Origin of the sequence: Micromonospora sp. FIMYZ51, assembly GCF_038246755.1 — a bacterium.
Lineage (GTDB): Bacteria > Actinomycetota > Actinomycetes > Mycobacteriales > Micromonosporaceae > Micromonospora.
In genome coordinates, this window is record NZ_CP134706.1 from 4734030 (window position 1) to 4754911 (window position 20882).

Genomic DNA, 20882 nt, shown 5'->3' on the forward strand with positions numbered 1-20882 from the left:
GGAGACCAGCCAGGCCGGCTGGACCCCACGGGTGGCCGCACCCCGCCGCCGTCCCGCCCTTCGATCTCCGCTTGCCTATCTCCTACTTGTACTATAGGAAAACTAGGTGACTGCCACAGTCCCCGCGCCACCCGCTGCGGAAACCTCGATCGGTGCGTCGACGGCCGCCCGGGGGTCACTGGCACCTCGTGGCGGACGACGACGCCGGGTCCTCCTGCGGCTATTCGCCCTTGTCGTGCTCTACGGCCTCTGGGTAGTCGCCGCCCGGGCCACGAGCAATCCGACCTTCATCCCCTCCCCCGGTGCGGTGTGGCACCAGTTGGTCCAGACGTCGACTACCCACGATGGCATTCGCGGCTACAGCGGGTACCTGCTCATCGAGCATCTCGGCGTCAGCCTGCGGCGCATCCTGATCGGGTCCGTGATCGGCGTGGCCGGTGGGGTGCTCCTCGGTGTCGTGATGGGAACTGTCGGTTGGATCCGGGTGGTGGTCGAACCGGTCGTGACCTTCGTTCGGGCCCTTCCGCCGCTTGCCTACTTCAGCCTTTTCATCATCTGGTTCGGCATCGACGAGACTCCGAAGCTCTGGTTGCTCTCCATCGCCGCATTGCCGCCGGTGGCGGTCGCGACCGCGGCAGCCGTCTACTCCGCACCGACCGGGCTGGTGGAGGCCGCCCGGGCGCTGGGCGCCGGTCGTGCTCAGGTGATCCGCGACGTGGTGCTACCCCACGCGCTACCGGAGATATTCACCGGCATCCGGATCGCGGTCGGGGTCGCGTACTCCTCGGTGGTCGCCGCCGAGACGATCAACGGCGTGCCGGGCATCGGTGGCATGGTCCGCGACGCCCAGCGCTACTCCCAGACCGACGTCGTCATTCTCGGCCTCTTCGCCATTGGCCTGTCCGGCCTCATCATCGACGCCCTGCTACGGACCGCCGAAAACCGGCTCATTCCGTGGCGGGGCCAGATCTAGGAGACAACAGATGCGCAAGATAGTCGGCCTGCTGGCAGCCGTGTCCCTACTGTTGGTTGCCTGCGGCGACGGCGCCGCCAGCGGTGGCGATCCGGGCCGCAAGACCATCCGAATCGCCTACCAGGCCTTTCCCAGCGGCGACCTCATCGTGAAGAACCAGGGACTTCTTGAGGATGCGCTACCCGACTACCAGATCACCTGGACCAAGTTCGACTCCGGCGCGAGCATCAACACCGCCTTCGTCGCTGGCAGCGTCGACATCGCGGCGATCGGGTCGAGTCCGGTGGCGCGCGGTCTCTCCGCGCCGCTGAACATTCCGTATCAGGTCGCCTTCGTCCTCGACGTGGCCGGCGACAACGAGGCCTTGGTGGCCCGCAACGGCTCCGGCGTCACCGACGTCGCTGGCTTGCGTGGCAAGAAGGTGGGGACCCCCTTCGCCTCCACCGCCCACTACAGCCTGCTGGCCGCCCTGGATCGGGCCGGCATCAAGGAATCAGAGCTCACCATCGTCGACCTGGAGCCCCAGGACATCCTGGCCGCCTGGACCCGGGGCGACCTGGACGCGGCCTACTCCTGGTTGCCATCGCTGGATGAGCTCCGGAAGACCGGTACGGTGCTGGTCACCAGTCGCGAACTCGCCACCGCCGGCAAGCCCACGCTGGACCTCGGCGTCGTCGCCACGGACTTTGTTCAGGCGCACCCTGCTGCGGTCGACGCCTGGCGCAAGGCTCAGTCCCAGGCCCTGAACCTGATCCACGACGATCCCGCCGCGGCAGCGAAGTCGGTCGGCGCCGAACTCAACCTCAGCCCGGAGGAAGCGCAGCGGCAACTTTCGCAGGGTGTCTTTCTCAAGCCCGAGGATCTGGCCAGCCCCGACTGGCTCGGCACCTCCGCAGCCAAGGGCAGGCTCGCTGACAATCTCGTCAGCGCGGCGCAGTTCCTCAAAGATCAGCAGAAGATCGACGCTGTGCCGGACCTGGCGACCGTGCAGGCAGCGATCTACACCGAAGGACTACCCGATGCCCTCGGCTGAATCCGGTGACACCGCGGCGATCACCGTCACCGACGTCGAGCACAGGTACGGCGATGTCGTCGCCCTCGGCCCCATCGATTTGACGGTGCCGCCGGGCGAGTTCCTCGTCCTGGTCGGCGCGTCCGGGTGCGGCAAGAGCACACTGCTGCGGCTGATCGCCGGCTTCGAGCGGCCCACCACCGGCACGGTCCTGACCGGCGGCGTACCACCGATCCCGGGGCGCGGCGCCGGCCTGGTTTTTCAGCAGCCCCGGCTCTTTCCGTGGAGAACCGTCGGCGGCAACATCGAGTTGGCCCTGCGGTACGCCGGGCAGCCCACCGACGGCATCGACGCGCTCCTCAACCGGGTCGGGCTGCACGACGTGGCAAAGCGCCGCACCTGGCAGATCTCCGGCGGCCAGCAGCAGCGAGTCTCCATCGCTCGGGCCCTCGCCGCCGACCGCCCACTGCTGCTGCTCGATGAACCGTTCGCGGCGCTCGACGCGCTCACCCGCGAGCGCCTCCAGGAAGACCTTCGCTCGGTCAGCACCGCGACCGGGCGCACCTCGATCTTCGTTACACACAGTGTGGACGAGGCAGTCTTTCTCGGCAGCCGGGTCGTGGTGCTCAGCCCTCGTCCCGGCCGGATCGTCCTGGACCTGCCCGTCCACCTACCTCGCACCGGCATCACCCCGAACGATCTGCGAGGCCTGCCCGATTACGCCGCCCTGCGTGCCGAGATCGGACACGCCGTCCGAAGCGAAGGAGCATCCGCGTGACCATGGTCCATACCCAGCTCGACCTCGAACCGCTGGGACCACACTTTGGTGCTCTGGTCCACGGTCTGGATCTGGCCATCGCCACCGACGAGGAGGTCGTGGCGCTGCGCGCAGCGCTCGTCGACCGCAAGGTGCTCTTCCTGCGCGGTCAGCGCCTCGACGACGATGGTCAGGTGCGTCTGGGACGCCGGATCGGAGAACTGACCGCATCCCACCCCGTGGTCGGCGGCGTCGATGACGCACACCCCGAGATCTACGCCCTCGACAGCACGGACAACGGCTTCGCCGACGTCTGGCACACCGACGTCACCTTCATGAAGCGACCACCACTCGGCTCGATCCTGCGCGCCGTCATCCTTCCGCCGACCGGCGGAGACACCAACTGGGCCGACGCGCAACTGGCGTACGAGTCGCTCAGCGCACCGGTACGGCAGCTTGTAGATCAACTCACGGCGGTACACGACGGCACCCGCGAGTTCGGTTACTACCTGGCCCAGCGCGGGGGCAACGTGTGGGAGGGCCAACAGGTGTCCCGGCTGGACCCGGTCGAGCACCCGGTCGTCCGGGTCCATCCCGAGACCGGTCGTCGAGGAGTCTTCGTGAACCCGGGCTTCACCTCGCACATTGTCGGCGTGTCCGAGGTCGAGAGCCGGGCCATCCTGGACCTGCTCTACGCCCACCTCACCAAGCCGGAGCACATCGTGCGACACCGCTGGTGTGCAGGGGACGTAGCGCTCTGGGACAACCGCAGCACCGCCCACTACGCCAACCGCGACTACGGATCCGCCCGGCGGGTCATGCACCGCATCACCCTGCGCGGCGACATTCCCTACGGCCCGGAGGACCAGGAACGTCACCCGTGCCATTCCTTGGCCAGCAGCTCGTAGGAGTTGACCCGGTCAGCGTGTGAGTGGGTGATGGTGGTGATGAGCAGTTCGTCGGCAGAGGTGACGTCGCGCAGCGTCCGCAGGTGGCGCGCGACGGTGCTGGGCGAGCCGGCGAACTGGGTGTCAACCCGATCCGCCACGAGGTCCGCATCCTCCTGGGTCCAGGTGTGCGCTGCGGCCTGCTCGGGGCTGGGGAACGGGATCGCCCCACGTCCTCGGCGGATGCTGCGTACCCACAGGCCGTAGGGCGTGGCGAGGTGGCGGGCGGTGGCGTCATCGGGTGCGACGACAACGTCGGCGGAGACGATGACATACGGCTCGGTCAGCGTCGCCGAGGGCCGGAACGCCGCCCGGTACGCCTGCACCGCGTCGAGCACGGTGGCCGGGCTGACGTGGTAGTTGGCGGCGAACGGCAGCCCGAGCGTTCCGGCGAGTTGGGCGCTCTCACCCCCGCTGCTGCCCAGCAACCACACCTGTACGTCGGCACCCTCACCGGGTGTTGCGTGCGCGTCGAGGCCGTCAGCGTCGCGGTAGTCGCCGCGCAGCAGGGCGAGCAGGTCTCCGACCTGCTCGGCGAAGGCCGGCGGCTGGGCACCCGGTTGCTGCAGCAGCGCCGAGTGCAGCGCGGCACGCGGTGAGGTCAGGATCTTCGCGAACGAGAACGGGGGCGGGATGAGTAGTCCGTCGACCACCCGCGACTCGGCAGCGGTGGGCGGGGCGTCGGCGGCGAGCTCCCGGACCGCCTCGGCCCGCCGCTGACCGGAACGGCCGAGACCGAGATCGATCCGGCCCGGGTACAGGGCGTCGAGGGTGCCGAACTGCTCCACCAAGGCCAGCGCGGTCTGATGGCCGAGTTGTACGGCTCCCGAGCCGACCCGGATGTGGTGGGTGGCGGCGGCGACCTGCCCGATCAGCACCGCCGGGGCGGCGCTGGCCACTCCCGGGGCGAAGTGGTGTTCGGCGAGCCAGTACCGACGGTAGCCGAACTGCTCGGCGCGGCGGGCGAGGTCGATGGTGTTGCGCAGGGCCTCGCCCACGGTGCCGCCTGCGGGCACCGGGGACAGGTCGAGCACGGACAGTGGAGTCGATGGCATGGTGTTCCCCGATTCAGCTCAGGCGCTGGTGGCGGACGACGCGGTGCAGGGGGCGGCTGGGGATCGCTCGACGCAGCGCGGGAGCGATCTCGGTCTGGAACAGTTCGAGGGTCTGCCGGTGCTGCTTGTCGGTGAGGCCGTCGGAATCGGCCTGCAGATGGATCACCTCGTGGCCGAACCGTTCGTGGTAGCGCAGCACCTTCTCGATGATCTGAGGCGGGCTGCCGACCAGGATCGAGCTGCGTTCGATGGCGTCCTCAAGGCTCTCGAAGACCGGCCGTACGCCGGCCTTCCGGAACGCCGCGACCCGCGCGTCGAAGATCGGCCGATAGGTCTCGACCGCCTCCTGTGAGGTTCCCGCCGCGTAGAAGCCGGCGGTGCCGGCGCCCACCAGGGCATCGGCCGGGTCGTGACCGTAGTGCACCCACCGCTCACGGTAGTAACGGATCAGCTCCGCGTACGGCTCGATGGGGTTTGTGACGTTGGCGGAGAAGATCGGGTCGCCGTAGCGTGCTGCCAGGTCCACGGACTCGCGACTGGTGGCACTACCGTGCCAGACGCGGATGGGCTGTTGCAGGGGCCGGGGCCAGGTCTCGGCGTCCACCAGCGGCGGCCGGAACCGGCCGGACCAGGTGACTTTCTCCTCCCGCCACAGCCGCCGGAACAGCTCGTAGCCTTCCCGATTGCGCGCCCACTGGTCTTCCGGGGTGACGTGGAACAACTGAGCCTGGGCGGCACCGTTGCCCTTACCGATGATCAGGTCCAGTCGGCCACCGGACAGGTGGTCCAGGGTGGCGTAGTCCTCGTAGGCCCGCACCGGGTCCAGCAGGCTGAGCGTGGTGACCGCGGTGAACAGCCGGATGGTGGACGTGCGCGCGGCGATGTGGCTGAGCACCACCGGCGGCGACGAGGAGATGAAGGGCCGTTCGTGGCGCTCACCGACGCCGTACCCGTCGAAGCCCAACTCCTCGGCGAGTACCGCGTTGTCGACGACCTGGCGGAACCGTTCGGTGGTGCTTCTGCGCCGCCCGGTGACCGGGTCGGGCAGGTGGGTGATGAGGGTGATGAGGAGGACCTTCATGCCGACGCCACCGTGGGTGAGACCGGACGAGCAGCACCCAGACCGAGGTGCTCGCGCAGGGTGGTGCCGGTGTAGCGGGTGCGGAAGACACGCTTTTCCTGCAGCAGCGGCACTACCTGGTCGACGAACTCGTCAAGACCGCCCGGGGTCAGGTGGGGCACCAGGATGAACCCGTCTGCGGCATCGGACTGCACGAAGTGGTTCATGCGCTCGGCGACCTGCTGCGGGGTGCCGACGAAGGACTGCCGGCCAGCGACCTCGATGATCAGATCACGGATGCCGAGGCCCTTCTCCTCGGCGAGGGTACGCCACTGGCGCGCGGTGGCGACCGGGTCGGCGTGTATCCCAGCGCGGCCACGACTGATCGCTTCGCCGGAGACGTCCGGATCGATTGTCGGCAACGGCCCCTCCGGGTCGTGTCCGGACAGGTCGCGGTTCCACAGTTGCTCAAGCAGCAGCAGGGCCGTATGCGGGCTGAACTGTTGACGGCGGATGTGGTGGGCCTTCTCCTGGGCTTCGGCGTCGGTGTCGCCGAGGACGACAGTCACCCCGGGAATGATCTTCAGGTCATCCGGTTGGCGGCCGTGGCGGTCCAGCCGGGACTTGACGTCGCGGTAGAACTCCTGCCCGGCCTCCAGCGTACCGTGGCGGGAGAAGATCGCGTCGGCGCTGGCGGCGGCGAACTCCCGCCCGTCGGGCGAGTCGCCCGCCTGCAGGATCACCGGGTGTAGCTGCGGGCTTCTCGGCACCGTGAAATGGCCCGCGATGTCGAACTGGTCGCCGTGGTGACTGAAGGTCCCCGGGTCGGCCGTGCTGAGGTAACGACCACTGGCGCGATCACCGACCACGGCATCGGCCGGCCAGGACTCCCACAGCTGGCGGGTGGCGCTGACGAACTCCGCCGCACGCTCGTAGCGCAGGGATCGGTCCAGGAAGCCACCACGGCGGAAGTTCTCCCCGGTGAAGGCGTCGGAGGTGGTGACCACGTTCCAGGCGGCCCGCCCGCCGGAGAGGTGGTCCAGGGTGGCGAGTTGGCGGGCCAACTCGTACGGCTCCCGGAAGGTCGCATTGAGGGTGCCGGCGAGGCCGAGGTGTGTGGTGACGGCGGCCAGGGCGGCCAGCACGGTCAGCGTGTCAGGGCGGCCCACCACGTCCAGGTCGTGGATGCGGCCACGCTGCTCGCGCAGCCTCAGTCCTTCGGCGAGGAAGAAGAAGTCGAACAGACCGCGCTCGGCGGTACGGGCAAGGTGGACGAAGGAGGCGAAGTCGATCTGGCTGCCGGAGTCGGGATCGCTCCACACGGTCGTGTTGTTCACGCCGGGAAAGTGGGCGGCGAGGATGATCTGTTTGGGCACGGGGATCTCCAGTGGTCAGGCGGTGGCCACGGCGGCGTAGCGGCTGGCCGGCCGAGGCAGGCCGAGCAGGTCACGCAGCGTCCCACCGGGGTAACCGGCGCGGAACAGATTCCGCTCGCGCAGGGCCGGGACCAACGCCCGGGTGATCGCCGTGAGATCGTCGGGGAGCACGGCGGGACGCAGCCGGAACCCGGCCAGGCCGCTGCGCTGCCACTCCTGGATGAGGTCGGCGAGCTGTCCGGGGGTGCCGGTGAACGTGGTCGCGTCGGAGTGCAGGTCAGTGCTGGCCAGGTCGTTGAGGCGGGCCCGACGCCCGCGCGCCAGGGCCGGTGTCTCGTCGAGCAGGACCAGCAGGTCGGCGAGGATGCGCAGCGGCGGCCCGGTGCGGCCGACGATCTCCTCGGCGGCACGGATCTCGGCAACGATGGCGGCGGCGTGGCCGGCGTCGGCGGGGGTGACGAAGACGACGTCGGCGTGCCGGGCGGCGAAGGCGTACGGCACCGATGAATGAGCGAGGGCGGCCACCACCGGCTGGCCCTGCGGTGGACGGGGCACGATGGACGGCCCCTTCACGGAGAACCACCTGCCGGTGAAGTTGATGTAGTGCAGCCGGTCCCGGTCGACGAAGCGACCGGTGGCGACATCCCGAATCTCGGCGTCGTCCTGCCAGCTGTCCCAGAGCCGCCGGACGACCTCCACCGCGTCGCCCGCTTCGGCGAACAGGTCGCCGATCAGACGTACCGTTTCCGGGTCGTCCAGCTGGGTCGGATCCAGGATGGGCAGGTCGCGGCGGCCGAAGTGGCGCGCCTCGGACCGGCGCGCGGAGACGCGGGGTCGCCAGCCGGCCCTCCCGCCGCTGACATGGTCGAGGGTGGCCACCGCGGTGGAGACGTGGAACGGTTCGGTGTGCGTGACGCTTGTGGTCGGTACCAGCCCGATGTGCCGGGTCAGGGGGGCGATCCGGGCGGCGACGAGCAGTGCGTCCAACCGTCCGCGCATCTGGTCGGTGTGGCCGTCTGGCCCGTCGGCCGCGCCTGATTGCAGGTCGAGACTGTCTTCGAGGGTGACCATGTCGAGCGCGGCGCGTTCGGCTTCGCCAGCCAGGGTGGCCCACCAACGGGGGGACAGCGGCGCGGCAGGCTCGGCGGGTGAGATACGCCAGGCAGCCGGGTGCCAGCCGAGGCCGTCGAGGGCCACGGCCAGGTGGAGAGTGGAGTCGGACATCGGTGCTTCCTCCTACGGTCGGCCGTCGGTGACGAGGTCTGGCAGCGCGTCGAGCAGCGATCGGGTGTAGTCGTGGCGCGGGTAGGTGAAGACGTCTCCGACCGGGCCGTCTTCGACAATCTCGCCGTCCTTCATGACGAGGACCCGGTCGGCGAGGTGGTGCACGACGCCCAGGTCGTGGGAGATGAACAGCAGCGCGGTGCCGTCGGCGGCGCGCAGGTCAGCCAGCAGGTCGAGGACCTGCGCCTGGACGGAGACGTCGAGGGCGGAGACCGGTTCGTCGCAGACGATCAAGGTGGGTCGGGGGGCGACAGCGCGGGCGATGGCGACGCGTTGGCGCTGGCCGCCGGAGAGCGACCGGGGGTGCCGGTCGCGCAGGTGCGGTTCGAGGCCGACGCGGCGCAGCAGTGCCGTAACGTCGTCGACGCGTGCGGCGCGGGTGAGTCCAGGGTCCAGGTTCTCGGCGATCAGCTGCCCGACGGTGTAGCGGGGGTCGAAGGAGCTCATCGGATCCTGCGAGATCACCTGGAGCCGGCGTCGTAGTGGACGGCGGCGTCGTTCCACCGCGGCGGACCATGGGGTGCGTTCGAATGTGACGTCGCCGGCGTCGGGGGGCAGGAGACCGGCGACGATCCGGGCGAGGGTGCTCTTGCCGGAGCCGGACTCCCCCACCAGGCCGAGCGTCTCGCCGCGGGCGATGGTGAACGAGACGTTCCGTACGACTGTGTGTTCCCCGTACCGCTTGGTCAGGCCGGCCACGCTGAGCACCGGCTCTCCGGCACGGACCGGTTGGCGGGCCGGCAGTGTCGCTTGGACCCGCACCACAACGGTGCGGCCGGGACCGCGACGGGCGGGTGTGCTCAGCCGGCGTCCGCGTGAGGAGGCCGACGGCACCGCGTCGAGGAGCTGCCGGGTGTACGGGTGGTTCGGGGCGCGCAGCAGCCGGTCAGCCGGTCCCTGTTCGACGACCTGACCGTCGCGCATGACCAGGATCCGGTCGGCGATCTGGCCGACGACGGCAAGGTCGTGGCTGACCAGCAGGAGGCTCTGCCCAGCGGCCCGGCGTTCGGCGAGCAGGCTCAGGATCTGTGCCTGCACGGTGACGTCCAGAGCGGTGGTGGGCTCGTCGGCGATCAGCAGGGCCGGTTCCCCGGCGATGGCCGAGGCGATCAGGGCGCGCTGGCGCAGGCCGCCGGAGAGCTGGTGGGGGTACTGGCGGGACCGACGTTCCGGTTCCGGCACATGGACCTGGTCCAGCAGGTGGATGGTGCGGCCGGCCCGTTCCCAACGGTTGACGATGTCATGGGTGGCGAGCACCTCGGCGATCTCCGCGCCCACCGTGCGCAGCGGGTCCAGGGAAACCAACGCGTCCTGGAGTACGAGGCCGGCGAGACGGCCCCTGATGCGCCGCCAGTCGCGGGGGCGGTGACCTCGTACGTCCTGGCCGGCCAGTTCGAGGCGGGTGGCCTTGACGCGGGCGCCTGGGCCGGGGAGCCCCACGAGGGTACGGACGGTGACGCTCTTGCCCGAGCCGGACTCACCGACGATCGCGACGAATTCACCACGTTCGACAGTGAGGTCCACACCCCGTACGGCCCGGACCTCGCCGCCCTTCGTGGCGAAGGTGACGTGCAGGTTCTTGACGGCGACCAGTTGGCTCATCGGCTCTGCCGTCCGTCGAAGCGGGCCTGCCAATGCCGACCGAGGACTGTCAGCGCCACCACGGTGAGGGTGATCGCGACACCCGGTGGGATGGTGATCCACCAGCCCACCTGTAGGTAGTTACGGCCCTCGGAGAGCATCGCGCCCCACTCGGGAGAGGGTGGTTGCGGACCCATGCCGAGAAAGCTCAGACCGGAGGCGGCGAGAACCGCCTCGCCGAGTCCGATCACGGCCAGCACCGGGATCGGGCCGAGGACGTTGGGTAGGACATGGCGGGCGACGAGCCGGGTCGGGGACAGGCCGAAGGTCACGGCCTGCTCGACATATCCGGCGCGGCGCACGAGCAGCGTCTGCGCCCGGACCACCCGAGCGTGGTGGGGCAGGGTCGCGATGCCGATGGCGACGATGAGGCTTGTGGTGCCCGGACCGACGACGGCGATGAGCAGCAACGCCAGCAGCAGCATCGGGAACGCGGACAACGCGTCGAAGGAGCGGCTGAGTCCTTCGTCGGCGATCCGGTGCGCGAGTCCGGCGAGCAGGCCGAGCAGCACTCCTGCGGTGACCGCCATGGCGGTGGCGGCGACGCCGATGGTGAGCGAGTGCCCGGCGCCGTGCACCACCCGGGTCCACACGTCGCGGCCGAGGTGGTCCGTGCCGAGCCAGTGCGCCGCACCGGGTGGGGCGAGCACCGTGAGCGGATCGGCGGCGAGGGGGTCGCCGGGGGCGAGCAGGCTCGGGCGGACCACGGCCACGAGCAGCAGAAGCAGAAACCCACCGGCGACCAGCGGGCCTGGGCGCGGCCGCCGCCGACGCACGACCGGATGGAGAGATTCACCGTCCAGGGCTGTGGTGGACTCGGCGGGCACGCCGGCCAGCGTCACGGTCATCGTCAGCTCCTTCGTAGGCGCGGGTCGACGAGCAGGTATGCGAGGTCGGCGGCGGTGTTGACCACCACGTAGACCGCGGCGGAGAGGGTCACCACGGCAAGGACGACGGGCATGTCCTTGCCGGTCACCGCGGCGAGGGTGACCTGGCCGAGTCCGGGACGGCCGAAGACCTGCTCGACGATGACGGCCCCGCCGAGCAGGGTCCCGAACAGCCAGCCGGCGAGTGTGATCGTCGGCAGCAGCGCGTGGCGCAGGGCGTGACGCAGCAACACCGCGCTCTCCCGCGTTCCCCGGGAGCGGGCGGTCAGGACGAACGGTTCGTCCAGCGCCCGGTCGAGCGCGTCACGCAGGATCTGGGCGAGCAGGCCCGCGATGGGCAGGGCGAGGGTGACGGCGGGGAGCACCAGGGCGGCGACGCCCTGATCGCCGGCCACCGGGAAGAGGCCCAGCCGGAACGAGAAGACGGTGAGCAGCACGATGCCGATGAGGAACGTCGGGGTGGAGACCAGCACCAGCTCGAGCCCGGAGCTGGCGCGCCGCAACCAGGGCCGACGATGGCCGGCGGTCGCGGTGGCGAGGGCGATGGCGAGCAGCACGCCGAGCCCGGCAGCGGTCACCGCGAGGGTGAGGGTGGCGGTGAGCTGCTCGCCGATCACCTCCGCCACGGGACGTTGCAGCAGGTAGGAGCGGCCCAGGTCGCCTTCGGCGAGGCGGCGCAGGTAGTCGAGGTACTGGACGGCCGCCGGCCGGTCCAGGGCCCACTCGGTGATGATCTCTGCCCGGATCTGCGGGGTGTCGGCGCCGTCGCCGACGATGGCGTCAACGGTGTCGCCGGGCGCGGCCAGCAGCGCCAGGTAGGCGGCGCTGGTCGCGGCCCAGAGGACGACGAGTCCGGTGCCGAGCCGACGGGTCACGGCGCGCAGGCGGGGCTGGCGCATGTCAGTTGCCGATCCACAGGTCGTAGGCGCTTGCGGGTACGCCGGCGGTGGGTTCGAACCGGACGCCGCCGACTGTGGTGCTGGCGGCGATCTGGTCGGCCGGCGCGTAGAGGGGCAGCAGCAGGGCCTGGTCGACGACGACGCGTTGTTGCAGGTCGGCGTAGATCGAGGCGCGCCCGGCGGGGTCGGCGGTGGCCTGGCCGGTGTCGAGAAGCTGATCGATGCGGGGATCGTTGACCCTGGTCCGGTTGATGCCGCCCTGGCTGTGTAGGAGTAGGTTCAGCGCGGCCCCCGCGTCCGTGTCGGCGCGGGAGTTGTCGAACACCTCGTACTGGTTGGTGTCGAAGGCCTCCTGGGCGGTGCCCTGGTCGACGAGGGAGATCTTGAGGTCGATGCCGGCGCTCTGCTTGACGGCCGCCTGGATGGCCTGGGCCAGCACGTCGCGGCGGTCTCTGACGAACGGGGCGGCCTGTACCAGCCGAACCGTCAGCCGCCTGCCGTCCTTGACCCGGTAACCGTCCGCGTCGCGCCGGGTCCAGCCGGCCTGGTCCAGCAGGGCGTTGGCGGTGATCGCGTTGCCGCCGTAGCTGCCGTCGAGGCGCTTGTCGTACAGCGGACTGGATGGGCTGATGACGCTCCACGCGCGGACGGCGGTGTCGCGGTAGACCGCCTTGAGCACGGTGTCGACGTCGACGGCTTCCCGGAATGCCCGTCGTACCCGCAGGTCGTCGAAGGGTGTCCGGGAGGTGTTGAAGTAGTACGAGTAGGCAGATCCGGAGTTGAGCTGCCGGATCAGGCGCAGCCTCGGGTTGGCCGTGATCAGCTGTTGGTCGGTGGCAGGCACACCTTCGATGAGCTGGACCTGGCCGGAGGTGAGGGCGCCGATCCGGACGGCGGACTCCTTGAGGAACCGGTAGGTGATGCCGTCCAGGTACGCGGGGCCGGTGTGGGTGGCGCTGGGCGGCGCCCAGTCGTAGCCGGGGTTGCGCTTGTAGTGCAGTTCCTGGCCGGGCACGTAACGGTCCAGGACGAACGGGCCGGTGCCGGCGAGGTCGACGCCGCCGGCCTTGAGGTTCTTCGCCTCGCGCAGCGATTTCGGGGACACCTGCGCGCCCTGCGGAGAGGCGAGGAAGTCGAGGATGAGCACGTCCGGGTTGGTGAGGGTGAGCCGTACCGTGCGCGCGTCCACCACCTCGACGGTGTCGAGGTTGCGTAGCTGCACGGCGGCGACGGCCGGCGCGTACCCGGGTTCCCGGAGCTTGTCGATGTTGGCCTTGACGGCCGTGGCGTCGAACGGGGTGCCGTCGGAGAACGTGACCTTGTCCCGGAGGGTGACGGTGTAGGAGCGACCGTCCGGCGTCGTTTGCCAGCCGGTGGCCAACCAGGGCACCAGCTTGCCCTGTTGGTCGTAGCTGAGCAGCGACTCGAAAGTGTTCCAGACCAGCAGGCGGGCCTTGGCCTGGGCGTACAGATGCGGGTTGAGGGTGATCGGCTCGGTTTCGATGGCCCAGGTGAGGGTGCCGCCGGAGCGGGGTTGGCTGGCGGCGTCGGAAGCCGGGGCGGCGTCCGTCGAGCAGCCGGTGACCCCGGCGAGCAAAGCGACGAGGGCGACGGCGGTCAGGGTACGAAGGTGGGGCGCGGGCATGCGGAAGTCTCCTGTCCAGGCAGGCAGAAGCGGGTACGACGAGGCCCCACGCGTCGGTGGCGCGGGTCACGGTGCGGTGCGGGCGGTCGGCTCGACGGTGAGCCCCACCTCGGTGGGCCGGTGCGGCGCAGCGGGTGTGGGTGCCGGTCAGCGCAGACAGGAGCTGGACCACACTCGACCGAAGTCGATGTGGCCGCGGGAGGTCAACCGCAGCTCACTGGACATGAGTCGAGTTCACTGCTCGGCGACGGGGATGTCAACGGAAGCGCCGGTGGATGTCGTCTTTCGCACCCCGGGCCGCCGATCCGTTGACCAAATACCTATTAGACCTATAGGCTTTATGGGCTTGTGGCAGGCGGGCGGCTCATGATCCCCACGCTTGAGCCGCCCCGCCTTTCACACTTTCGAACCGCAGTCAGTCCACGTCGAGCAGTACCTTGCCGGCCACCCGGCGACCGAGCAGCGCCGCTGCGGCCTCGTCGAGGCGCCGCCAGGAGCCACGCCAGCCCACCGGCGCCCGGAGCGCACCCTTACGCACGAGGTCCATCAGGTGAGCCAGATCCTCGCCCGGCGAGGTGACATCGCCGAAGGACCGCAGGGACCGCGCAGCCCCGAAGGCGAAGGTGGAGTTCACCGGAAAGGTGGCGGGCTCACCGGAGGCCCACCCGATGCTGTGCAACACGCCGCCCGGAGACAACAGCCGCCAGGCGGCCGGCAGGACGACTCCACCCACCGTCTCAACGACCACGTCGACCTCATCGTCGATGGCGTCGATGCCGACCACGACCTCGTTCGCGCCGAGCGACGCCAGACCGGCAGCCCGACTGGCGGACCCGACCACCGCGATCACCTCAGCACCCACACCGCGGGCCAACTGCACGGCAATACGACCCACTCCCCCGGACGCTCCGGTCACCAGCACTCGCCGCCCCTGAAGTGGGCCGGTGGAGCGCAGCGCGCGCAGGGCGGTCACCCCGACGGTCGGCAACACAGCCAACTCGGCGACGTCCATACCGGATGGGATCTCGGCAACGGCGTCGACATCGACGGCCACCCGGTTGGCCCAGGCCCCGGCGCCCAGGGCGACCACCCACGCGCCGACGCGCGGACCAGCGCCCGTCTCGGCGGCGCGTAGCACCCGCCCGACGGCGTCATGGCCGAGCACTGCGCCCGACGGAAACGCTCTGGCGTAACGAACCTCGCCGTGATTGACCGACACATGCTCGACGTCGATCAGGACCTGATCGGGGCCGGCGACAGGCTCGGGCACCTCGTCCGGCCGATATCCCGGGTCGGCGTCAGGGGTGGCGATGATCGCGCGCATGAACTCCTCCAGGCCATCTGCAACGATAGTGCGCCTCGGCCAGTTTCGTGGCCCGGTGCGGCAACGGATCAGGCCGCCCGGCAGGCAGAAGGCTCGACGTGTTCGGCCAGGCCCGCGTACCGGCCTCGGTGGTAGAGCAGCGGTGAGCCGGCACCGTGCCGCAGCAATTCCGGCTCGGCGAGGACGATGGCATGGTCTCCGACGGCCACCCGGTCGACAACGCGGCACAGCAGCCAGGCGAGAGTGCCCTCGATCAGTGGCACCCCCTCGGGGCCGACCCGCCAGCGGGTCGGCGCGGCGAAGCGGTCGACCCCGCTTGTCGCGAACGTCCGGGCCACCTCCTGCTGGTGGCGGCCGAGCAGGTGCACCCCCACGTACCGGCTGCGGGAGACGGTGGGCCAGCTCGACGACCGCAGGTTCAGGCAGAACGAGACGATCGGTGGCTCCAGCGACACCGAGGTGAACGACGTGGCGGTGAAACCGACCGCCGGAGCGCCGGGCGCGGTGACCACGGTGACGGTGCTGGCCTGATGGCGCAGCAACGTCCGCAGAGCCGCCACGTCGGCGTCGACCGGTTCCGGGCTGTCGGCGGGTTGGTTCATGGCGTTCCTCCGCGGGGTCAGCTGAGCGCAGGCTACGACCGGGAGGTCGCGAGCCGCTCGTACGGGATCTTCTCGCCGGCCTCGACAGCCACCGGCAGACGGTTCTCGGCAGGCGGTAGCGGACAGGTCGCGAAGTCGGTGTAGGCGCAGGGCAGATTGCTGGCCCGGTTGAAGTCGAGCGTCACCTCACCTCGGTCGCCGGGCGCGTCCACGGCGAGGGAGCGGACCGCCGGGTAGGTGGTCACTCCTGCGGTGGTGTCGGTGAACAGGACCGACAGCCCGCCCGGCGTCGCGCCGGTGAACGCGGTCAGGCTCAGCGGAAGCCCGTCGACCTCGAAGTCAATCCGGCCTGTCGCGTCGTAGATGTGCTCAAGACCTTCGACGGCGGCGGCCACCGTGGTGGCTCGGGGCACGTCGAAAGGCACGTACCGGCCGGCGAGGACCCACCTGAGGGTGGGCGGGTACGCCGGAGTGCCCCGGTACGCGGTACGGAGCGAGTGGTCGGGCCAGCGGGGCCGGAGGATGTCACGCCCGCCACGGCGAGCAATCTCCACCACGCCGCCGCCGCCGACGACGCCGACGACGACAGAGGCCCGCTCCGCGATCGGTTCGAAGGTGTGCCGGCCGGTCACCCGCTGACCGTCGACGATGATCTCCTCGCCCGGGACGAGCACGACGACCACACCACCGTCGTCGTCAACATGCCACGCTCCGGGGGCATCCGGGAATCGCTGAGGTGCCGGGCCGAGCCAATGCAGTCCGGTCACCGCAAGGAAGCCGTGCGGATCCGCAAGAGTCGCCTCGTGGCGGCGGTGCCAGTCATGCCACTCCCGCACGAACGAATCGGTGTCGACGGTCATCGGGCGCTCCTTGGGCTAGCTGGCGAGGTGGACCGGTACGGGCACCGTCAGCTGGGCACACCGCCGTGAGTGTGGCCAGGTACGCGACGGTTCACTGCTCATGACCGAGCCGACTACCATCGATTTTCCTATCTACTCGATAGGAGATCAAGGCTTCATTGAGGGTCATGAGTGCCCGGCGTCGGGGTGCCGACGCCGGGCACCCACGGGCACGACACATCGCCGGTCAGGCGACACATCGGCGCGTAATGGCGACTTCTTCGGCGCGGCGCACTCTGCCGCCGATGGCCGACCCACGGCCAGTCGAGCGGGCGACACGATCACAAAGTAAGCCTGCTGTCGGGTGAGGTGCCGCGACGGGGGACGGCATCGTCGACCTCAACAGGCGCAGGTGCACACCCGGAGGAAGTCGACGAAGCGACGCCGGATGAGGCGCGTGCTCCGGTTCATGTGGCGACAGTAGAGGCCAGGGCGGCATCCGGTCAGCACCACCGTGGCCCGCATCACATATATTTCCCATCGGTCAGGAGCACTTTGGCCCTCCCGAATCCTGCGAGGAACCCTCGGGGGTGGTACATGCCCGGCACCCGTGTCTCGACATGCGGACCCCCGTGGTGGCGCAGCACCTGCCCGGGGCGGCCGTCGGCGCAGCTCATCCACCACAGCCGGAAGCCCCCCGGTGGCGGAACCCGTCACACCTTCCGCCTATTCCTATCTTCTTAGTAGGTTCTGAGAGCCAGTTACCGCACGGCCGAGGAGGGGCGCTTGAACGCCGCCCAGTCACCGCCGGGCCCCACCCTGCTCGACGTGCGTCGACGCCGGGCGGATCAGGCCAGGCAGGTCGCCGATGTCCTACGTCACCAGGCACTCACCGGCTCATTCGGCACCACCGCGCTGCCCCGGGAGGAACAACTCTGCCGGGAGTTCGCCGTCTCTCGGAACACCGTCCGCGAGGCGCTCGCCCTGCTGGTCGCCGAAGGGCTTGTGGAGCGGGTCCCGGGCATCGGCACCACAGTGGTGACCGGCAAGTATCCCCACGGGCTGCACCGGCTCATGGGTCTGGCCGAGACCCTGCACGAGCATGGCGAGATCCGCAACGAGGTACGTGCGGTCGCCGTCATCCAGGCACCGTCCGCGGTCGCCCATCGGCTCCGGCTGCCCGAGGGAGACCAGGTCGTCTACATCGAGCGTGTCCGGCATCTCGCCGGCGCTCCCCTGTCGCTGGATCTGACCTACCTGCCCCGGGACATCGGCGAGCCGCTGCTGGTCGCCGACCTGAACCACCGCGACATCTTCGGCCTCATCGAGCAGCTCACCGGAGGACCGCTGGGCACCGCCGACCTCTCGTTCGAAGCGGTGAACGCCGACCCGCACACAGCCGCCCTGCTCGACGTCGCCGACCGGGCTGCGCTGCTGATGGTCGAACGCCTGACCCACCTCGCCGACGGTCGTCCGGTCGACCTGGAGTGGATCCGGTTCCGCGGCGACCGCATCACCATGCACGGCCCGATCCGTCGCGCCCCAACCATTCCACCCGAGGAGTAGGCCATGCCGCTGGTCCCGCAACGCCTCGATGTTCCGGTAACGATCGACGCCAGCCGGTGCATCGACGGCTGCACATTGTGCGTCGACATCTGCCCGCTGGACTCACTGGCCATCGATCCCGCCACCAACAAGGCGTACATGCACGTCGACGAGTGCTGGTACTGCGGACCGTGTGCCGCACGCTGTCCCACCTCCGCGGTGACCGTCAACATGCCGTACCTGCTCAGGTGACGGACCCATCGCCGTAATCACCGCCCGGGAGGTAGAACCATGCAGGTTCCGTCAGTTACCGACCGCCTGGAACTGAGCTGTGACGTGCTCGTCGTGGGCGGCGGCACGGCCGGCACGATGGCGGCGATCTCCGCTGCCGAAGCCGGCGCACGGGTCCTGGTCCTGGAGAAGGCTCACGTACGCCACTCCGGGGCGCTCGCCATGGGCATGGACGGGGTCAACAACGCGGTGATCCCAGGCAGAGCCACACCCGAGGAGTACGTCGCCGAGATCACCCGCGCCAACGACGGCATCGTCAACCAGCGCACCATCTACCAGACCGCCAGTCGCGGCCACGACATGATCCGCCGGCTGGAACGCTACGGCGTGAAGTTCGAGAAGGATGCCCACGGCCAGTACGCGGTCCGCCAGGTGCACCGTTCCGGCAGCTACGTACTGCCCATGCCCGAGGGCCGGGACATCAAGAAGGTCCTCTACCGGGTGCTGCGGGAACGCTCCATGCGGCAGCGGGTGCGCATCGAGAACCGGGTCATGCCGGTGCGCGTGCTCACCGACGCGGGCCGCGCTGTCGGAGTAGCCGGTCTGCACACCCGCACCGGCGAATTCGTCACCGTGACCGCCGGCGCGGTGGTCCTGGCCACCGGAGCGTGTGGCCGCCTGGGACTGCCGGCGAGCGGCTACCTCTACGGCACCTACGAGAACCCGACAAACGCCGGCGACGGCTACTCCATGGCCTACCACGCCGGCGCCGAGCTGTCCGGCATCGAATGCTTCCAGATCAACCCTCTGATCAAGGACTACAACGGCCCCGCCTGCGCATACGTGGCGAACCCCTTCGGCGGCTACCAGGTCAACAACCGTGGCGAACGGTTCGTCGACTGTGACTACTGGTCCGGGCAGATGATGGCCGAGGTCGCCCGCGAGATCGCCTCCGCACGTGGCCCCATCTACCTGAAGCTCACCCACCTGCCCGAGGAGACCATCTCCGCGCTCGAAGGCATCCTGCACAGCACCGAACGTCCCACCCGGGGCACCTTCCACGCCGGCCGCGGCCACGACTACCGCAGCCACGACGTCGAGATGCACATTTCCGAGATCGGACTCTGCGGCGGGCATTCTGCCTCCGGCGTATGGGTGGACGAGCACGGCGCCACCACCGTCCCGGGTCTCTACGCCGCCGGCGATCTCGCCTGCGTCCCACACAATTACATGATCGGCGCATTCGTCTTCGGTGATCTGGCCGGAACCCACGCCGCCGGCTCGTTCGTCACGCCGGCCACCCTCCCGGCCGATCAGGTCGCCGAGGCCCACGCGCTTGTCTACCGTCCCCTCGCCAACCCAGACGGGCTACCGCAGCCGCAGGTCGAGTACAAGTTGCGCCGGATGGTCAACGACTACCTGGCCCCGCCGAAGACCGCAGCCAAGCTCGACATCGCCGTCGAGACCTTCGACCGGATGCGCGCCGAGATCGCCGCGTTGGGTGCGCGGACGCCACACGAGCTGATGCGCTGCGTCGAGGTGACCTTCATCCGGGACTGCGCCGAGATGGCGGCCCGTGCCTCGCTCGTCCGGACGGAGAGCAGATGGGGTCTCTACCACGACCGGGCCGACCTGCCACACTGCAACGACGACGACTGGTTCTGCCACCTCAACCTCAGCCGGGACGCGCAGGGCACCATGCGATTCCGCAAGCGGCAGGTCGCGCCGTACCTGGTGCCGGTTGAAGGGTTCACCCCACCGGCCGCCGGCATCGAGGAGGTCATCGCGGTTCAGCCGGACCGGCCAGGACGCTCCGACCAGCACACCGTTGCCCACGGCGAGCCGGCTCCCGTACCCACCTCCGACGGCGCGGTGCTGGCCGTGCTCCGCCTCGCCGAGCAGCAGCCGAGCCTTGAAGTGCTGGAGCCGTACCTACGCGACCCGGACGCCGACGTACGGCGCACCGCGTTGCTGACCCTCACCGAGTCCGCACCCGAGGGCACCGCGCCGGCACTCGTTGCCGCGCTCGCCGACGACGATCCCGCGGTACGCGCCGCCGCCGTTGCCGGCCTGCGGGAACTCGCCGACATCCTGCCCGCCGACATCGGGCAGTCGCTGCGCGCGTACACCGCCAGCCCGGACGTCACCGTCCGCACTCTCGTCGTGGAACTGCTGCGGGTCACCGGCGCTGGCCAGCGCGCCGACTTCACCGCCGCACTTGTCGACCAGGCCGCTGGCGTACGCACTCAGGCCGTTCGTGGCCTGGTCCGCCACCGCGACACCGCGAGCCTCGCATCCGCCGTCACGGATCCGTCCCGGGAGGTACGCATCGCCGTCGCACACGCCCTTGGCGACCTCGCAGATTCGGCCGCGATCCCCGCCGTGTCGCGGCTGGCCGCCGACCCGGAGGTGCTCGTACGGGCGGCGGCGCTACGCGCGGCGGCCACGCTGCGCTGCCCCGAGCCGCTGACCGCCATGGCGGTCGCCGGCCTCACGGACCCGACGTGGCAGGTGCGCGAGGGTGCGGTACTCGGCCTCGCCGGGGCACCCGCCTCGGTCGCCGTGCCGCCGCTGCTCGACGCGGCGCATGACGGCAACCTCGACGTCCGGCGGGCCGCGGTGCGGGTCCTCGGTAACTGGACGGCCCGACCCGAGGTCGCCGCGCTGCTCCGGGCCGCCGCCGACGGGGACACCGACGCCGACGTCCGCGCCTACGCACGCCGAGCCCTGACCGCACCGGCACCAGTCGCACCCGGCTGAGATCCGGACTCGCGGGCAGGCCGCCGCCGGTGGCCGGAAACCACA

The 20882-nt window shown here is 70.0% G+C and carries 18 protein-coding genes; 7 read left to right on the plus strand and 11 right to left on the minus strand.

Annotated elements, in window-relative coordinates; translation table 11 throughout:
• Window positions 1-106: 106 nt before the first annotated feature.
• From QQG74_RS21145 to QQG74_RS21160, 4 genes are read left to right on the plus strand one after another with little or no spacing between them, the layout of a single operon-like run.
• On the plus strand, window positions 107-973 hold the full coding sequence (locus tag QQG74_RS21145; RefSeq protein WP_341716507.1) for an ABC transporter permease: 867 nt from the start codon (window positions 107-109) through the stop codon (window positions 971-973).
• 10 nt (window positions 974-983) lie between these two features.
• The gene (locus QQG74_RS21150) at window positions 984-2006 is read left to right on the plus strand and encodes an ABC transporter substrate-binding protein (RefSeq protein WP_341716508.1); all 1023 of its coding nucleotides are present in this window, start codon (window positions 984-986) and stop codon (window positions 2004-2006) included.
• Window positions 1993-2763, plus strand: a complete 771-nt coding sequence (locus tag QQG74_RS21155; RefSeq protein WP_204027326.1) for an ABC transporter ATP-binding protein — start codon at window positions 1993-1995, stop codon at window positions 2761-2763. Before QQG74_RS21150 ends, QQG74_RS21155 begins: the two co-directional genes overlap by 14 nt.
• A 2-nt stretch (window positions 2764-2765) precedes the next feature.
• Window positions 2766-3650 carry a TauD/TfdA family dioxygenase gene (locus QQG74_RS21160; protein WP_204014233.1) on the plus strand — a complete coding sequence of 295 codons (885 nt, stop codon included), beginning with the start codon at window positions 2766-2768 and terminating at the stop codon, window positions 3648-3650.
• Here QQG74_RS21160 and QQG74_RS21165 read toward each other — a convergent pair.
• The 11 genes from QQG74_RS21165 to QQG74_RS21215 form a co-directional block, all read right to left on the minus strand.
• Window positions 3617-4744: an LLM class flavin-dependent oxidoreductase gene (locus QQG74_RS21165; RefSeq protein ID WP_341716509.1), complete on the minus strand. Its 1128-nt coding sequence runs from the start codon at window positions 4742-4744 to the stop codon at window positions 3617-3619. The two genes, QQG74_RS21160 and QQG74_RS21165, sit on opposite strands and share 34 nt — an antisense overlap.
• Window positions 4745-4757: 13 nt before the next feature.
• Window positions 4758-5825, minus strand: coding sequence for an LLM class flavin-dependent oxidoreductase (locus tag QQG74_RS21170; RefSeq protein ID WP_341716510.1), 1068 nt, complete (start codon window positions 5823-5825; stop codon window positions 4758-4760).
• Complete coding sequence (locus QQG74_RS21175; RefSeq protein ID WP_341716511.1) at window positions 5822-7180, minus strand: NtaA/DmoA family FMN-dependent monooxygenase; 1359 nt, start codon at window positions 7178-7180, stop codon at window positions 5822-5824. The genes QQG74_RS21170 and QQG74_RS21175 overlap by 4 nt, the downstream gene beginning before the upstream one ends.
• Before the next feature lie 15 nt (window positions 7181-7195).
• The gene (locus QQG74_RS21180) at window positions 7196-8404 is read right to left on the minus strand and encodes an LLM class flavin-dependent oxidoreductase (protein WP_341716512.1); all 1209 of its coding nucleotides are present in this window, start codon (window positions 8402-8404) and stop codon (window positions 7196-7198) included.
• A gap of 12 nt (window positions 8405-8416) precedes the next feature.
• A complete protein-coding gene (locus tag QQG74_RS21185) occupies window positions 8417-10066 on the minus strand; it encodes an ABC transporter ATP-binding protein (protein ID WP_341716513.1) in 1650 nt (549 codons plus the stop codon).
• Complete coding sequence (locus tag QQG74_RS21190; protein ID WP_204014203.1) at window positions 10063-10953, minus strand: ABC transporter permease; 891 nt, start codon at window positions 10951-10953, stop codon at window positions 10063-10065. Before QQG74_RS21190 ends, QQG74_RS21185 begins: the two co-directional genes overlap by 4 nt.
• Window positions 10954-10955: 2 nt before the next feature.
• Window positions 10956-11891, minus strand: coding sequence for an ABC transporter permease (locus QQG74_RS21195; RefSeq protein WP_204014200.1), 936 nt, complete (start codon window positions 11889-11891; stop codon window positions 10956-10958).
• A gap of 1 nt (window position 11892) precedes the next feature.
• Window positions 11893-13536, minus strand: coding sequence for an ABC transporter substrate-binding protein (locus QQG74_RS21200; RefSeq protein WP_341716514.1), 1644 nt, complete (start codon window positions 13534-13536; stop codon window positions 11893-11895).
• A 415-nt stretch (window positions 13537-13951) separates the two neighbouring features.
• Window positions 13952-14860, minus strand: a complete 909-nt coding sequence (locus tag QQG74_RS21205; protein WP_341716515.1) for a zinc-binding dehydrogenase — start codon at window positions 14858-14860, stop codon at window positions 13952-13954.
• Between the two features lie 68 nt (window positions 14861-14928).
• On the minus strand, window positions 14929-15462 hold the full coding sequence (locus tag QQG74_RS21210; RefSeq protein ID WP_341716516.1) for a flavin reductase family protein: 534 nt from the start codon (window positions 15460-15462) through the stop codon (window positions 14929-14931).
• A 32-nt stretch (window positions 15463-15494) separates the two neighbouring features.
• Window positions 15495-16322 carry a DUF1684 domain-containing protein gene (locus tag QQG74_RS21215; protein ID WP_341716517.1) on the minus strand — a complete coding sequence of 276 codons (828 nt, stop codon included), beginning with the start codon at window positions 16320-16322 and terminating at the stop codon, window positions 15495-15497.
• Between the two features lie 765 nt (window positions 16323-17087).
• On the opposite strand from QQG74_RS21215, the gene QQG74_RS21220 reads away from it, so the two are divergent.
• Genes QQG74_RS21220 through QQG74_RS21230 form a run of 3 tightly spaced genes read left to right on the plus strand, consistent with a single transcriptional unit; the run spans window position 17088 to window position 20837 of the window.
• Window positions 17088-17867 (plus strand): GntR family transcriptional regulator, encoded by a 780-nt coding sequence (locus QQG74_RS21220; RefSeq protein ID WP_341716518.1) that lies wholly within the window; start codon window positions 17088-17090, stop codon window positions 17865-17867.
• Between the two features lie 3 nt (window positions 17868-17870).
• The gene (locus tag QQG74_RS21225; RefSeq protein WP_204014186.1) at window positions 17871-18098 is read left to right on the plus strand and encodes a ferredoxin family protein; all 228 of its coding nucleotides are present in this window, start codon (window positions 17871-17873) and stop codon (window positions 18096-18098) included.
• A gap of 39 nt (window positions 18099-18137) precedes the next feature.
• A complete protein-coding gene (locus QQG74_RS21230) occupies window positions 18138-20837 on the plus strand; it encodes a fumarate reductase/succinate dehydrogenase flavoprotein subunit (protein ID WP_341716519.1) in 2700 nt (899 codons plus the stop codon).
• Window positions 20838-20882: the final 45 nt, after the last annotated feature.